13 protein-coding genes are annotated in these 16744 nt (G+C 36.1%); 4 read left to right on the top strand and 9 right to left on the bottom strand.

The genetic code is table 11. The features are described from left to right. Window positions 1–6: 6 nt before the first annotated feature. Window positions 7–1386: a zinc ribbon domain-containing protein gene (locus AC0NJG_RS11065; protein ID WP_087955138.1), complete on the top strand. Its 1380-nt coding sequence runs from the start codon at window positions 7–9 to the stop codon at window positions 1384–1386. 40 nt (window positions 1387–1426) lie between these two features. Here the strand turns inward: AC0NJG_RS11065 and AC0NJG_RS11060 are convergent, their stop codons facing one another. Together AC0NJG_RS11060 and AC0NJG_RS11055 are read right to left on the bottom strand one after the other, a co-directional pair. Beyond that, window positions 1427–1729, bottom strand: a complete 303-nt coding sequence (locus AC0NJG_RS11060; RefSeq protein WP_474063039.1) for a DUF3910 family protein — start codon at window positions 1727–1729, stop codon at window positions 1427–1429. Between the two features lie 231 nt (window positions 1730–1960). Continuing rightward, window positions 1961–2833 carry a cell wall-binding protein EntA gene (locus AC0NJG_RS11055; RefSeq protein ID WP_087994283.1) on the bottom strand — a complete coding sequence of 291 codons (873 nt, stop codon included), beginning with the start codon at window positions 2831–2833 and terminating at the stop codon, window positions 1961–1963. A gap of 664 nt (window positions 2834–3497) precedes the next feature. Between AC0NJG_RS11055 and opuD the strand changes: the two genes are divergently transcribed. After that, on the top strand, window positions 3498–5015 hold the full coding sequence (gene opuD / locus AC0NJG_RS11050) for a glycine betaine transporter OpuD (RefSeq protein WP_087994282.1): 1518 nt from the start codon (window positions 3498–3500) through the stop codon (window positions 5013–5015). 679 nt (window positions 5016–5694) lie between these two features. Here the strand turns inward: opuD and AC0NJG_RS11045 are convergent. From AC0NJG_RS11045 to AC0NJG_RS11020, 6 genes are all read right to left on the bottom strand, one after another. After that, window positions 5695–6996: a glycosyltransferase family 2 protein gene (locus AC0NJG_RS11045; protein ID WP_088325784.1), complete on the bottom strand. Its 1302-nt coding sequence runs from the start codon at window positions 6994–6996 to the stop codon at window positions 5695–5697. Further along, on the bottom strand, window positions 6993–7748 hold the full coding sequence (locus AC0NJG_RS11040) for a dGTP triphosphohydrolase (protein ID WP_308900817.1): 756 nt from the start codon (window positions 7746–7748) through the stop codon (window positions 6993–6995). Before AC0NJG_RS11040 ends, AC0NJG_RS11045 begins: the two co-directional genes overlap by 4 nt. A gap of 259 nt (window positions 7749–8007) precedes the next feature. Further along, entirely contained in the window at window positions 8008–9219 is a 1212-nt protein-coding gene (locus AC0NJG_RS11035; protein WP_087955131.1) for a NupC/NupG family nucleoside CNT transporter, read from the bottom strand. 346 nt (window positions 9220–9565) lie between these two features. After that, the gene (locus tag AC0NJG_RS11030) at window positions 9566–11320 is read right to left on the bottom strand and encodes a C40 family peptidase (RefSeq protein ID WP_087994279.1); all 1755 of its coding nucleotides are present in this window, start codon (window positions 11318–11320) and stop codon (window positions 9566–9568) included. Window positions 11321–11530: 210 nt separating this feature from the next. Continuing rightward, entirely contained in the window at window positions 11531–12415 is an 885-nt protein-coding gene (locus tag AC0NJG_RS11025; protein ID WP_049112924.1) for a D-amino-acid transaminase, read from the bottom strand. Window positions 12416–12925: 510 nt separating this feature from the next. Continuing rightward, complete coding sequence (locus AC0NJG_RS11020) at window positions 12926–14854, bottom strand: LTA synthase family protein (RefSeq protein WP_016718951.1); 1929 nt, start codon at window positions 14852–14854, stop codon at window positions 12926–12928. Between the two features lie 546 nt (window positions 14855–15400). Between AC0NJG_RS11020 and AC0NJG_RS11015 the strand changes: the two genes are divergently transcribed. Both AC0NJG_RS11015 and AC0NJG_RS11010 read left to right on the top strand, forming a co-directional pair. Then, complete coding sequence (locus AC0NJG_RS11015; protein WP_000435502.1) at window positions 15401–15766, top strand: YkvA family protein; 366 nt, start codon at window positions 15401–15403, stop codon at window positions 15764–15766. Window positions 15767–15816: 50 nt separating this feature from the next. Continuing rightward, a complete protein-coding gene (locus tag AC0NJG_RS11010; RefSeq protein WP_143881681.1) occupies window positions 15817–16308 on the top strand; it encodes a metal-binding protein in 492 nt (163 codons plus the stop codon). Between the two features lie 68 nt (window positions 16309–16376). On the opposite strand, the gene AC0NJG_RS11005 is transcribed toward AC0NJG_RS11010, so the two are convergent. Then, window positions 16377–16694, bottom strand: a complete 318-nt coding sequence (locus AC0NJG_RS11005) for a magnetosome magnetite crystal formation protein family (RefSeq protein ID WP_048553014.1) — start codon at window positions 16692–16694, stop codon at window positions 16377–16379. Window positions 16695–16744 lie beyond the last annotated feature (50 nt).

The raw sequence follows: 16744 nt of genomic DNA, 5'->3' as shown, positions 1-16744 counted from the left end.
AGCCATTTGAAGTTTTGTGGGAAATGTAATAAACAAGTTGCGGATCATTTGAACTTTTGTTCCGAGTGTGGAAGTAAGGTAGATGTAATTGCTGATCAGGCAGCTTCTTCTCGTTCAGAAGTACAACGAGAAATAAAGCCAGTGAAAAGTAAGAAAAATATAATGTTACTTATAGGCTTTGTTGTTATCTTTGCTATATTGTTTGGTGCGTATAAATTTGGAGCAAGCAAGTTCTCAAAAGAAAAGCAGGTCAATGCTATGATTGAAGCATTCCAAAAGAAAGATGCGAATGCAATTGATGAGTTTGTAAAAGTAGATGATCCGAGTTTGAAAGTGAAAGTTGACGATATTAAAGGATATATCCGTTATTTAAAAGAAAATCCTTCTTATAATAAAGAACTGCTATCTTATTTACAAAGAGAGACAGTAGATCAAAAACTAGCAAGTGATAAAGCATCATTTAAAGATGGTCAAATTATAGAAGACGGGAAAGAATGGTTCTTATATCCGAAGTATAAACTTAATATGAAATCTTATTATATGAATGTAAGCACAACTGCGAAAGGTGCTGAAATATATGTGAATGATAAGAAAGAGATAGAGCTATCAAGTGATAAAACTTCAAAAGAAGTTGGTCCGTACTTCCCTGGTTCTTACGTTGTAAAGGCAAAAGCGAAGACGGAACTAACTGAGTTAGAAACAGAAAAAGAAGTGGACTTGGCAGATGAAAAAGAGGCGAAAGTGGATGTTAAATTATCATTAGAAGGAAATTATGTAACCATTTCTTCTGATGAAAATGATGCAACTGTATTTGTGAATGGTACGAAGCGTGGGAAGTTAAGCCGCGGAAGTTATAAACTTGGTCCTGTGCCAACAGATGAAACGGTAGAAGTACATTTAGAGAAAACTACTGATTTTGGTGTGATGAAATCTGAAAGTGTTAAAATTGGAGACCAAAGCACGTATTACTTAAAATTCCCGAAAGAAACATCAAGTTCGGCTGTTGGTGACTTTGTACGAAATCATCTTTATGATAATGTGCGTGCGATTTCATTAAATGATTTTAGCTTAATTGAAAATAATTATGATAAGAGCGGGAAATCGTATAAGGAAGACCGTGATTATATACAGTATTTACACAAAAAAGGAATTACAGAAGATTTATTAACAATGGAAATTCGTAATGTAGAGCGTCAAAGTGCTACGAAATATAAAGTAACGACATATGAAGAGTATCATATTCGTTACGGTGATGGCTCTGTGAAGTTCAAAAGCTTTAATAATGATCATATCGTTACTGTGAATGGAAATGGAAAGATATTGTACCATTCTCTTGGAGCGAATAATACGTTGAAATCAGAGGAAGTATCTGGTCCAACTCATTAATGCAAAAGACTATCTCATAATTGAGATAGTCTTTTTTCGATTAGAAGCGCGTTTCCTTTAATATCGCTTGTACATATGGATCATGTAATATTTGCTCTATGATTGGTAACATGTTTTGTTCGAATGGAATGTCGATAGGAAATGGCTTTTGTGAGCCGGGTTTGATTCCATATTGGACAAATTTGTAATGTGTATTATCTTCAGACTTGAGCACAATTAATTTATATCGATTGTCGTCGTCAGTGAGTGAGAAATCAATGGAAGTAGCGTCGTATGTTGCTTCATCCTTATATATATACGGTTTTGGTGTACCGATCCAGTCTACTTTTGCTTGTACATTCATGGACATAACCTCCTTATGGCTATTATAAAGTGAAACTTTAATCAGTGGGGGTTTTCTTTATCCCCCACTGATTATTAGCCCTCACCAATCGGACTTTTATGGGCAGTTGATCTCCACCTAACTTCTTTGCTTTCGCTGAATTTTGAGGTGGGGGTCTTACTGCCCATTAAAGTGGGATAAAAAAATAAAAGCCAGCTCTCAACAAAGAGAACTGGCTTCAGCAGTCATTGGTTATTTTAAAATTTTCACTTTAACAGTTTTGCGTCCCCATTTTTGAGCAGCGCTATCTGATCCAAGTAGGATGTCGATACGGTTACCTTTAATTGCACCGCCAGTATCGCCAGCGATAGCTTCTCCGTAACCTTCTACCCATACTTTAGATCCTAATGGGATTACTTTCGGGTCAACAGCGATCATTTTCATGTTTGGGTTCGCTGTTAAGTCATGACCCATTGCAGTTAATACACGGCCGCCATATGTGCCACCGTTTTCGCTCGGATGAGCTGTATATGCTGTAGCTACAACTGTTAACTCACGACCACCAGAAGGTGTGTTAGTTTCAGCAGCCTTTACAGCAGGCTTAGCAGCTTGTTTTGCTTGAGCTGCAGGTGCTTGAGCTGGTGCTTGCGCTTTAGCAGGAGCAGGTTGTTCTTGTTTCTCAATAACTGGTGCTGTACCTGTTAAGAAAGGAACGTGAACATAAGCTGTTTTTCCGTTATATTCGAATTGTAACCACTCATTTTGTACTTGGTTCGTTGTTTCGATCATATCGTCTTTCTTAAGCGTCCCAAGAATTTCTGAGTTTGTGTTCGCTTCAGCACGTACGTTTAATACGTTAGCTGTTACGTAGTAGATGCTTTTAGTGAACTCTGTACTTACGAATGCGTCTTTACCATCTAAAGTGATTTTTGACCATCCGTTCTCTGTATTTTGAACATCTATTTTATTACCGTTTAGTAATTTACCGACAACTTTTGATTCCGTAGTAGGGTTTTCGCGTACATTTAGTACGTCTGTTGTTACAACAGTTTCTGCATTAGCAGATGATGTGAAAATCCCAAGACCAAAAACTGCTGCTGTTGCTATACCAATTAATTTTTTCATGATAGCCTCCATTGCGTTTGTTTTCGTGTCCTCATTATAGCAACAGATTTTTTCGGATTTGGGGAAAACACACAATTACAAACCATTCGTAATAAGTCGTTAACATCCTGTAATATAACAAAAAATATAGGAAAGCGTTTTTCATTCTATGTGATTAGTAGGTTTCTACTTATATTCAAAATATTTAATACAACATATTGTTTTCGACGTAAATAAAAATATTACATGAGTGTTACATAATGTTTACTAAACGGTTACATTCCTTGAGTATTTTACCGTTTTATGGGTAATATAGTTATATAAACATAAACATTTCGTTTGTGAAACTATAAACACGTGCTATATACTAGCAAAAAAACCGCATAATTGTTACAAAAAGAAAGGGTTGCAAGGAAGAAAAATGCCCTTTTTTACATCTGTAACACATCCTTTTTTGGGAAAATACATTCCCATCCGCATTTTTCTCACACAATTTGACAGCAGTATTTCGATCTTATAGCTCTTGCAGAGTGAAAAGGTTATACGGAAGGTAAGGCTGTCCATAAGAATTCGAATTGGTGAAGGTGAAAGTAAGAAAATCACCGTGAAATTATAGTTTTCTATCCGATTTTACATATCGGAATTTATGTTATTTACAAAAGTGAAACCTACGAAGGGGGATTTGATGAGGAAACTAACAAAAACATTCATCGTATCATTAACATTATGTATTGCATTTACAATTTGGGGAATTATTCCCGAATCTATTATTGGAAAAGGTAGCCTAGGAAATGTAACAACCGCAATTCAAACTGCATTAGTTAGTAAGTTTGGATGGTTTTATATTATTTCTGTTTCTATTATTTTAGTTGTGTCTATCTTTTTAATTGTTTCGAAATACGGTTCTATTCGTTTAGGTAAAGATGATGACGAACCTGATTATAGTTATATGACATGGTTTGCTATGTTATTTAGTGCTGGTATGGGTATCGGTCTAGTTTTCTGGGGCGTTGCCGAACCATTAAACCATTTTTATGCACCTCCGTTTGGAGAAGGTGCAACTGAGGAAAGTGCGCGCCTTGCACTACGCTTCTCATTTTTCCATTGGGGATTACATCCGTGGGGACTATATGCATTTGTAGCGCTGTGTATTGCTTACTTTACTTTTAGAAAAGGAAAAGCGAGTACGATTAGTGCGACAGTAGGTCCGTTATTTAAGGGCGGGGAACATGGTCGTATTGCTCATTCATTTGATGTGTTAGCTGTTTTCGCAACGGTGTTTGGCGTAGCGACGTCATTAGGCCTTGGTGCGAAACAAATTGCCGGTGGTGTTAGTTATTTAACATCTATCCCGAATTCATTAACGACACAGTTAGTTATTATAGCGATTGTAACTGTTCTTTTCATGTTATCTGCGCAAACAGGTCTTGATAAAGGAATTAAATATTTAAGTAATACGAATATTATTTTTGCGTTTGCACTTATGATCATTGTATTATTTGCGGGTCCAACAAACTTTATTATGAATTACTTTACTTCAACAATAGGTTCTTATATTCAAGAATTACCGAGTATGAGCTTCCGTTTAAGTCCATTAGATGAAGGCGGAAACCAATGGATTCAGTCATGGACAATTTTCTATTGGGCATGGTGGATTGCATGGTCACCATTCGTAGGTACATTTATTGCTCGTGTTTCACGAGGACGTACGATTCGTGAGTTTGTTATTGGTGTTTTACTCGTACCGACCGTAATTGGTGCACTTTGGTTCTCTGTTTTTGGTGGAACTGGTATTCATATGGAGCTATTTGGTGACGCACATATCTTTGAAAAGGTTAAAGAGCTGGGAACAGAAGTAGGATTATTTGCTATGTTCGATCAGATGGGAAGCTTTGGATCAGCTTTATCAGTATTAGGCATTCTACTTATTGCAACATTCTTTATTACATCAGCAGATTCTGCGACATTCGTTCTAGGAATGTTAACGACGCATGGTAGTTTAAATCCGCCAAACCGCATTAAAATGGTTTGGGGTATCGTATTAGCAGCGATAGCTTCTACTCTATTATATGTTGGCGGATTAGAAGCACTGCAAACAGCAGCTATCATAGCGGCATTCCCGTTCGTATTTGTTATTTTCTTTATGATGGCAGCATTATTTAAAGAGTTACAAAAAGAAGGGCGTATGCAGCGTCATAAATAATAGAAGGAAAAAGAGTTGATTATGTATCAGCTCTTTTTTTTAATCCCGCTTTATAATGGGCAGTAAGACCCCCACCTCAAAATTCAGTGAAAGCAAAGAAGTTAGGTGGGGATGAAGAAAAACCTCACTGATTAAAATTTCACTTTATATAGAAGGAATTTGAACTGCAAGTAAGGGAAATAAAATACTTTACTATATTAGTAGTATGCCTTTTATACGAATAAAAATCGATTCGTTTCGACAATGTTCGATATCTTGCGGATTCTATTCATATTTTTGACAAAAAATTGTCGGAAATGTGTTGTCACGTTTATATATATGTGCTATATTATTTCCTGTAAGCGATTTCAAATAGTTTTAAAGCGCATTCAAGGGGGACATCTAGAATAATGAAACGTTACGAAAGAAAGTGGAAGCATATTTGTTTGAAACGTGTGGCACATCGTAGTGTCCAAGAAAGCACGGAACCTAAGACTGAAACGCGCAAAGAGCAGCAAGAGAAGCAATTGGTTCTACAAAAATAGCAATCACTTTTTCGTATATAAATGAAGGTCGATCGTTCGTTGGGGGATGGACGTGAAATTACTTTCAGCTAAGGGGTATTGTCTGATATATAAGTTATACGGCAATAAATAAGCACAGAGCATACGGCGCTCTGTGCTTATTTTTAATGTGCTGTTTATTTGTCTTTTTTGAATCGAACTGTTTTATCCCAGCCAATGACTTGTTTCTTACTCTTTGCACGTAAGTATAAGATTAAACTACGAATGAATAAGTACGTAAAGAGCTGTGCGTACGTAAAGTACATGATCACACTAATAAAAATATTAGTTGGTGTAAAGGTTCGTTCCACACTCTGGGCACTAAATAATTGAGAAACATATGTAATATATGCGACATACCACATAAATAGTAGCGGAATGCTATATTGAATTTGGAATATCCCGAGTAACCCAATTACAAACCAAACGTTTGAAATAATTAAGAATAGCCAAAATACAACATACACTAAAACTTGTTGTAAGGAATGAACGAGAAGCTTTCCTTTAAAGAAACTTAATGAAGAAAACATTTTTTCTAAAATATACAAGTTTCCTTGGAGCCAACGTGTACGCTGCTTAATAAGGATTTTTAAATGCTCAGGTTCTTGTTCCCATGTAATCGATTCGGGCACAATCGGTAAGAGGTAGCCTTTTTGTGTAATACGCAATGTTAATTCAGCGTCTTCTGCAATTGCATAAGGGTCATAGCCGCCAAGCTCTTCTAATGCAGCGCGACGAAGAAGCATGTTTGTTCCTGTTAGTGAACCTGTTTGGAATAGTAACCAGCGTCCGGATTGCATAAGGAGCTGGAAGATTTGAAATTCTAACGAAATCATTCGTGTTAGCCAGTTTCTGTTTTCATTTACAGTACGAACATGCCCAACAGCTCCAACAGCATCCTCGGTTGTTTCAGCGTGTTCTACAAGCATTCGCAGTGCATGTGGTTCAGGCTGGTTATCTGCATCATAAACACAGAAGTATTCACCATCTGAAATACTAAGGCCGTAGTTTAATACACGTGATTTTCCTTTTGGTTCACCAGGTGGAACGCGAATGTGACGAATATGAGCATAAGCTTTGTCAAAATCGTCACCAATTTCAGGTGTCTCATCCTGCGAGTTATCGTTTAATAAATAAACAGTTAGTTTGCCTGGATATTCAATCTTTGCCATCGCCTCTAAAGTATCCTTAATCACGACGCCTTCGTTGTGAGCTGGTATTAAAATATCGACGCTTGGGTAATGTTCTAGCGTACGATCTTTTCGTTTCCTATTTCGGTGAACTAAACCTGCGAGTGTTAAGAAAGAATAGTAAACGAGTAAGCCAGAGAATAGAAAGGCTGTAAAAATAAGTACATACTTAATGGAAAATGTGATACTGATCCAAAAAACGAGTACGCAAAATAGAAGGAATAAAAGAAGTATAACGAGTGTCATCATAATACTGTCGGTCCTTTTGTAGCGATTTGTTCTCGTTTAATCTTAATATCTTGAATTGCCTCATCTGCAAGCCATTTTTCCATTTTAGGCTGTAGACGGTTCATTACAATATCGGCACCAGCTTCATTTGTATTTTGTAATAAAGTGACTAGTGTGTTGGTATCATACTCAGCAACAAGGTCAAAGTCAGCTCTTACCGTTTCAACTAATAATGAAGCTACACGATCCATAACACTTTCCTTCGTATATTTACTAAAGGAAGTGAAGTCAAAATAAATTATAACGCCTGTTTCATTACGACGATTCATTGCATTGATTAATAATGCTTGTCGTCTTTCGAATTCTTGTCTTGTTAATAATTTCGATTCTCCAATGTACTGTTCTAACGTTCTCACACGTTCGGTTAATTCTTTATTTTCATGAATAACCTTCTTTAATAGATGAGTGGAGATATATACAATGAAGAAATTTGCTGCCATTAGGAAGTGAGTAATAATGTATTCCCATTGTTCTGATGTACTCCATAAGTAAAGCCATGCTTCGTAGAATAAATAGAAAACAGAAATAATGGTTCCTAATATGAAGAAAACAAAGGCAGTTTTATCAGGGAAAAATAGAAATAGTACATTAACAATTACATATATAATTGTAAAAATGAGAGCATGCTCATATTGCGTTACATGTACAGTTGTAAAATAAAATAAAATTTGTAAAATCCACATAGAAAGGATCTTATAGAAGTTATCTTTCACAAAACTTTCCTCCTTTAAAGATAATTCATGCAAGGATATTTGTAGTATGCGCAATTATTAAGAAATAGACCATTTAGCTAAATTCTTTTGAAGTGAGTAACATAAATTAGTGGTTCTTTTTATTTTAAAAAAATAAAAAGAACCACTAATCATTGTATCATAATGTAATTATATTTAGACATAGGATATTTTGCATATAAATAAAACATATTATAAAATAAAAACCCTCCTCTTTAGAAAGAGGAGGGTTTGCATAAATTTATAGGAACATCATACCTGCAACTGCTGCATTTAAGAAGTTAGCTAGTGTACCAGCGATAACTGCTTTAATCCCTAATTGTGCAATTTGTTTACGGCGAGTAGGAGCTAATGTTCCTGTTACACCTAACTGAATTGCGATAGAAGAGAAGTTTGCGAATCCACAGATTGCAAATGTTAAAATTAAGTTTGTTTTTGCAGAGAACTCTGCCATATGTGGTCCTAAGTTTGCGTATGCAACGAATTCGTTGATTGCAAGTTTTTGACCGATAAAGCTTGCTGCTTGTACAGCTTCACCAGGAGAAACCCCGATTAAGATTGCAAATGGTGATAGTAAGTAACCGAAGATTAAATCAAGGCTAAGTTTAATATGGAACAGAGAGCCAATTAATCCTAATAAACCGTTTAATAAAGCAATTAATGCGATGAAAGCCATTAACATTGCTGCTACGTTAATAACAAGTTGCATACCTTCTGATGCACCACGTGCTGCTGCGTCAATAACGTTTGCATCTTCACGCTCTGTAGAAAGTTCAACGTTATTATCTACTTGTTCTGTTTCTGGCATAATTAGTTTCGCAATTAATAGACTTGATGGAGCTGCCATAATTGCTGCTGCTAATAAGTGTTCTAACGGAATACCCATTGCTGCATAGCCGACAAGAACTGATCCGGCAACAGCTGTCATACCGCTTACCATAATAGCGAAGAATTCACTATTTGTTAAACGTGCTAAGTAAGGCTTGATTAAGATTGGAGCTTCAGTTTGTCCTAAAAATACAGTCGTTACAGAGTTTAAACTTTCTGCTTTAGAAGTTCCAAGAAGTTTGCTTAATGCGCCACCAACGACACTGACAAATTTCTGCATAATACCGAAATGATATAAGATTGCAACTAATGAACTAATAAATACGATTGGAAGTAGTGCTTGAATGAAGAAAACAAATCCCCAAGGGCCTTTTGCGTTGACTAAATCCCCAGCAACGAACTTAATTCCCTCGTAAGAAAAATTAATTAATCCTTGAACGCCATCTGCAGCGTGTTTTAAACCTGCTTTTCCGGCATCCCATCGTAATACGATAAATGAAAATGACATTTGTAATGCTAGCGCGATTAAAATCGTGCGCCAATTAATAGCTTTGCGGTTGGAAGATAGTAAGAAAGCGATTGCTAATACTCCAATCACGCCGCCAATTCCCCATAAAAGATTCATGCAGTGTATGCTCCTTCCTCATAGTAAAAAAATGTATAAAACAGTTGTCTATACTTCTGCAAATATAACATCTTAAGTAACTTATCATAATGGACATCAGAGGTCAAACGTCTAACGAAAAGTTTAAATAAAAAGAAAATTCTTCAAAAAAACACATATGAAATGATTAGACATGAAATAGGTTATGTTTTTTATGTGAAAATATACATTATGATAACGTTATGGATCATTATTGTAGAATATAGTGTATGAAATAGGAAAATAGATACATTATTTTTTTAGGGAAATAGGTTATACAACATTAAAAAGAGCCTTCTATTAATCTAGAAGGCTTTAAAACTATTAATTAAGGTGCTTTCGTGTATCCTAAGAAATGGCTCTTCCAATAAGAGTTACTTAATGAAGCGATTGCTACACCTTTATCTCCAGCTTGGATAAATGATCCGCCCCCAAGGTAAATACCCATATGAGAAGGACCTGATTTATAAGTGTTTTGGAAATAAATTAAGTCACCTGGTTGTGGATTTGAAGTTTGTGGTAGGCTACCCCAATATCCAGCAACACTTTGACGGCTAATGTTATGACCAAATTTCTTAAATACGTGGTAGATGTAACCACTGCAGTCAACACCAGTAGCAGAAGTTCCACCCCAAACGTAAGGTACACCTTGCATTGATTTTGCATATGCAAGTACGGAAGAACTGTCACCGCTATTATTGCTTGTATTGTTATTATTATTGTTGTTGTTTTGATTGTTATTTTGGTTGTTGTTAGGCTTATTATCTACTGCGCCCCCAACTGGTGTTTTAGAAAGGTAACGTGTGCCGATATAACCAGTTTGGCCGTTGTAGTTAATTTTGCTCCATCCAGAGTTTTCAGAGATTACTTGAACCTTCTGTCCTTGTGGAAGTGCGCCTATGATTCTATAATTTGTACCTTCACCACTACGTACATTTAAGGCAGAAGCATTAATGTAGTAGTCACCAATTGCACCTTGATTAGGTTGTTCAGGTTGTTTTGGTTGCTCAGGAGTAGTAGTGCCACCTTTAACGAATTTCATGAATTCGCTACTAACGTAGCCGGTTTTTCCTTGATAGTTAACTTTAAACCAGCTACCTTCAGAGCCAATTACGTTTAATGTCGTACCATTTAATACGCCACCAATTACGCTATGGTAAGTAGCAGGGCCTGTACGTACGCGTAGAGATGTTGCGTTAACAACGTAAGTACCGCCAGTTTGAACAGTTACATTATTATTTTGTTCTTGTTTGTTATCTTGGTTGTTTCCTTGTGTAACGTTATCGCTAGAACCACCTTTTGTTACGTAGTCTTTACTTACGTAAGCTGTTTGGCCTGCATAATTGATTTTGAACCAATCTTGAACTTCGCCAACAACTTGTACGACTTGTCCTTTTGTAACAGAACCTACAGTTGTGTGAGAAGTGCTAGGACCTGTACGAACACGAAGGGAAGATACATTTACTGTATAGTTTCCGCTTGTTGGTTTTACAGATTCTTGGTTGTTATTATTCGTATTGTTGTTTGAAGAGCCTGCATTAGCAGAAACACCAGATACGAATTCGCCACTTACATAGCCAACTTGTCCATTATGGTTGATTTTCACCCAACCATTTTCTTGGCCAATTACGTTTAATGTTTGTCCTGCATATACACGTCCTGAAACAGAACTAGAAGTGTTAGGAGCAGTACGTACACGTAATACATCAGCAGTAACTTTATTGTTTCCGCCTGTTGTACTTACATTGGAATTGCTTGCACCATTTTTTGATACAAATTCGCCACTAACAAAGCCTGTTTGGCCATTCATGTTAATTTTGTACCAACCATTTTCTTCGCCAATCACGTTTAGTGATTGACCGTTATAAACGCGCGAGATGATGTCGTGAGAAGTACTTGAGCCTGCACGAACATGTAATACGCTAGCGTTTACCGTATAAGATGAGCTGTTTGATGCAGAAGCTTGGACAGTTGTAGCAGCTTTTTGTGTATTTTGTTCAGGGGCAGCTTGAACACTATCAAGTGTAGGTGCTGCTCCTCCTGCTACAGACACTGCCGCAAGACCGGCAAGGTATTTTTTCATAATTTGTCGATTCCTTTCTGTCTGTAATGTAGTGAAGAAATATTTACCAACTGTTAAAAATTCTAAAGAGCATGTCGATTACTGTCAAGACTTATGCGGGAATCTGAATATGACAAAAAGATTACAAGAAAAAATCAAGGCATAAATCTATACCTTGATTTCCATTTAAATACATATATTGAATGTAGAAAGGATAGAAATTATTCGTGTTTAAGAAGATGACATATTGGATTGTAACAAACTCTGAGAAAATGATCGTTGCAGCATTTTAGTGATAGGGCCAACTTGACCATCTTGGATTGCGGTTCCATCAAGATGAGTCATCGGCAAAATTTCAATTGTTGTTCCTGTAAAAAAGCATTCATCCGCTTGATAAACATCACGAACGCTGAAAAGCTCTTCTTGTACTGGAATACGAAGGGTTTTCGCTAAAGAAAGGACATATTGACGAATAATGCCGTTTAAAATAAGGTGATTAGCTGGATGTGTGTAAAGAGTTCCGTTTTTAATTAGAAAGAAGTTAGAGTGGCTTCCCTCAGTTACAGTACCATTTCGTACGAAAAGGGCCTCTTTACAACCTTTTCGTTCCGCTTTCGTAGTAGCTAATATATTCGGTAATAAATTTAATGATTTAATATCACAGCGTAGCCAGCGTGTATCCGGTTCTGATATGGCACGTACACCATATTCAATCCATAACGCTGGTCTTTCTTTCTTTGTAATATAGGCATAGATTGTTGGAGGGACGTCATATGAGAACGTATGGGTACGAGCTTGTACACCACGAGATACTTGCAAATAAATCGTTCCATCTTCGTGGAAATTATTATTTTCGATTAGTTTATAAAGTAGGGTAATCAGTTCCGCTTTTGAGAAAGGGAGTGTTAATTCTATTTCTTCCATGGAGCGATACAATCTTGTGATATGCGGATCTAATAAGTGAAAGTTCCCTTTATATAGACGAATAACCTCGTAGACACCATCCCCAAACTGCAAGCCTCTTTCCTCAAGGTCTATGTACGTTTTTTGTTTCGTTGTATCAATAACTGCATCATTCCAAAGTACAAATCTTTCATATGCCAATTTTCGTCCCATCCTTTCGTAAGTGCATAAGTAAAGTGAAGCTTTCATTCATTTGGAATAAAAATCACTACAGTAATTTTTATGTGAGTAATTCTTTACATATGACGTATATGTATTTGTAAATGGTAGAGAACTGGTAGTGATTTACAGCATTTCGTATATACAAATTCGAAAATAAGAAATAAGAATCCTGCTTTTAAATAAAAAAAAGCAACATTCTTATGGAATGCTGCACAAGGAGGGTAGCTATCTTTCATAGGGACATCGTCTTATTGAATGTTTTGTGTATGGAAACAAAACATATTGAAAGACAATTATAAGAAAGTAGAAATAAACGATTCACATATTTCTTTAAGGGATCTTATTACAGATGAGAGATAAGAAATATATAGAACCTCGTTTACATATTTTATTATAGAGATACTTCATTAACTCTATGTGAATATTTGGTAAAGGTTATGTAATGTTAAAGTTAATGAATATAAGTAATTGTATGGAGGAATATAAAAAAAGAGGCTGAGATTACTCAGCGCTCTTCTTTTCTTCTTTAATAGCTGTCTTTACTTCACCAGTTTTGATCTTGTTGCTTTCAGAGAAGCGAAGTAAGTCACCCTCAATGATTTTGTCAGACATGTTCAATTCATTTTGGGCACGATCAATAAGTGGTTGAGATTCCTCTTTTGGCAGTTGTACAACTTCGCCAGTAGCGCGGTCGTAGAATGTACTGTTCGTGTACATGTACTTATCTGTAACAAAGCTACCATCACGAAGAACAACGAAGCCTTTATTATCAGGTGAGAATACGTCATGACCGAATCGAACGTCATTCGTAGAGTCTACACCAAGTAAGTTTAGAATAGTTGGTTTAATGTCAATTTCACCAGTTGGTTTTGAAATTGTTTTACCTTCTTTTTGACCTGGAACGTGAATAAACATCGGTGTTTTTTGTAAGTTCATATGGTCAAATGCAGTAATTTCTTCTTTTCCTAAGAACTGTGCCATTGCACGGTTATGGTTTTCAGAAATACCGTAGTGGTCACCGTAGAATACGATAACTGAGTTGTCGTAAATACCTTCTGCTTTTAGACGCTCAATGAAGTGTTTCATTGCTTCGTCTAAGTAGCGAGCTGTTACCATGTAACGGTCAAATACGCCATCACCAGAATTGTATTCATCAATTAATTTTGTATTGTCATCATAAGTGAATGGGTAATGGTTTGTTAAAGTAAGGAAGCGAGTATAGAACGGTTGCTTCACTTGTTTTAACATATCGATAGATTGATCAAAGTACTCGATATCTTTTAATCCCCAGTTTAATTTTGTTTCTGGCGTAATCTTGTAGTCAAGCTCGTTGTAGTAACGATCATAACCAAGTGCCGGATACATAATGTTACGGTTCCAGAATGTTGCGTTGTTTGCGTGGAATACTGCAGTGTAGTATCCTTGCTGACGTAAAATTTCTGGAGTTGCTGTATATTCGTTGTTACCGTGTGTGAAGAATACAGCACCACGGTCTAGTGGATACATTGAAGTATCTACTAAGAATTCAGCATCAGATGTTTTTCCTTGCCCAGTTTGATGGAAGAAGTTATCAAAGTAATAACTTTCTTTCGTAAATTGGTTTAAGAATGGTGTAACTTCTTGTCCGTTAACTGTTGCACCAATTAAGAATGTTTGTAATGACTCAAGAGATACAACGATTACGTTCTTCCCTTTTGCAGTACCAAACATATTTGGATCTGGTTTGCTTTGGGTTGTTTTTACGTAGTTCTCTGTTTCCTGTAATTTACTACCGTCAGCAAATGCTTTTTGTGAACTTGATTTTGCTTGTAAGCCAAGATCATACACTTGGTGTACATATAAACCTAAGTTTTTAACAAGCATAACGCGGTCGAATGAACGTGTTAATAGTTCTGGACGCTCAGCTTCTGCCAATCCTAAGTTTGCGAAGAAAATAGCAATTGTTGACACGAAGTATAGGGAACGCATTGGGCGTGCTACACGTTCTGTCGGTGCAAAATTCTTCATCTTCTTCAATAAAATGAAGAATACGATAATATCAGCAAATGCAAGGATAATTTTGTAGTTAAATAATTCTTTTACACTAGAACCTAAACTTCCGAAGTTAGATGTTTGTCCTAGTACTGGTAAAGTAACGAAGTCATTGTAAAATCCGTAGAACATTACGTTACCAACAAGAACGATTGTTAAGACAAAATTAATTCCAAGTGCTATATAGTTACGTTTTTTCCCTTTTGCAAATAATGCAAGACCAACAAGCAGTAATGATGCTGCTAATGGGCTCAGGAATAAAATGAATTCTTGCATGAAAGATTCAAGTTTTAAATCAAAGCTTGTGCGTGTAATAAGATATGTCTTCAACCATAAGGCTAAAGCTACGAATGCAGTGAAACGCACATTTTGAAATTGTGATTTCAAGGTTTCTTTCATTCATTTCCACCCTTTCTCTATCAGGCTTGGTCGATTTTGGAGCGAAAAATGCTAAAATAAAAAATACATAGTTTTCTTGGCCATAATTAAAGGTTCTATATTCACCCATATACGACTATAACTATGCATACCCTTTTAGTTTCTTGTGTTACTCATAAGCATAACGTCATTTCTGTATTATACAACAAAATTCATTTCTGAGAAACACTATAACATTTTACATTTTTTGTATGAGATTTGTCACTACCAGAGAAAACTTTAACATTCGTTTATATGTCCGTCAACTAGAAAATATAACAAAGGTAGAGCAGAATGTTAAGTGAAAGTGAAAATTCTCTTTGTTGAGAAATAAGAAATGACAATGGGTAAGTGGTTATCTAGAAACCTATTATATGAAGGGAAGTACGTAAAAATTAACGAACACTTGTTCTTTTTAGGTTTGTTTGTTACAATGAAAGTTCATTGATAGATTATGTGTAATTTTGATGAACTTTTACTGAAAACATATTGTAGCTTATTTCTTTTAAAAAATAGGGAGGCTTTTACATGGAGCAAAAATTTTCAGTTGAAGCGTTTTGGAAGAAAGTAAAACATGTCGCAAAGCAGGCGGGGCAGTCGGTCATTTATGCAAGTTTATTGTTGTTTTACGTTTTGCAGAAACCAGATGTTCCAAAACGAGTGAAAATTATTGTAATTGGGGCACTTGCTTATTTTATTGCACCGATTGATGCGATTCCAGATTTCGTTGCTGGAATTGGTTATACGGATGATTTAGGGGCGTTAATGGCTGCGTTATTACAAGCGTCGTTATACGTCGATGATGATGTAAAAGATAAAGCACGAGTGAAGTTGGCAGAATGGTTTGGTTCGGATATAGACACATCCTTTATCGATCAGAAATTAGATCAATAGGTGAGAACTGTCACATGGTGACAGGGCGAACGTAAGCGAGGAAGTGCATTATGCCATCAGGAAGAACGCATACGAAAATAAACTTAATATCCCTTCCGGTTGTTTTGTTTCTGCTCTTTTCGTATGGACTAACAAATTTTGATTTTTTATTAACTTTTGCAATTGGTTTTTTAGTAGGTACTACATTTTTAACACCGGATTTAGATACGTATAGTAATGCGTATAATAAATGGGGATTCCTGCGTATATTTTGGTATCCGTATAAGAAGGTAATGCCGCATCGCTCCTTCTTTACACACACAATTATACTTGGTGATGTGATTCGTATTGCATACATGTTAATTGTGTTTTCTCCATTTTTATTCCTATTAAATGTAATCGCGCTTGACGGTAATTTAATAGAAATTGCGAAGGACCATGAGGTTGAAATTGTAACGTTCGTAATGGGAATTGTTGTGGCAAGCACGCTTCACATTATAGCGGATAAAGTGAATACGCGCCGCAAGAAAATGATGAGAAAAAAGAAGAGACGCAGAAGATAAAAAACCGTCCCAAAAGGTATTTTGGGACGGTTTTTCTTTTTTAATCAAACGTTTGTTTAAAAAGGAAATTAAGCTTTCAGTACTTTAATACCTTTTACGATGTTCCAAATGAAGTAGTATAAGCTAATGATTCCGCAAATACATAAGACAATCATTGTACCGATCCCCAATGTTACATCCGGTTGATCAGATCCAAGACCCATAATTCCTAAAATAGTTACGCCAATGAATGTAGCGATGCTTGGAATGATGTGTGTCCATAGAGCGCGTTTTGCGTGTGGTTTCGTTTCAGAATCGCCCACAATCCACACAATAATCGGGAATAAGATAGGGGCAAATAATACACTAAAGTATGATAAAGCTGCTAATATTTTGTTTCCGTTCATATATATCACCTCATGAATAATGTCTGTTGTTATACTATTATTATGCAATA

Source organism: Bacillus sp. SSR7 (genome assembly GCF_055902415.1).
Note: the sequence above shows the minus strand (reverse complement) of the source record. Positions and strands in the feature narration are given on the sequence as shown.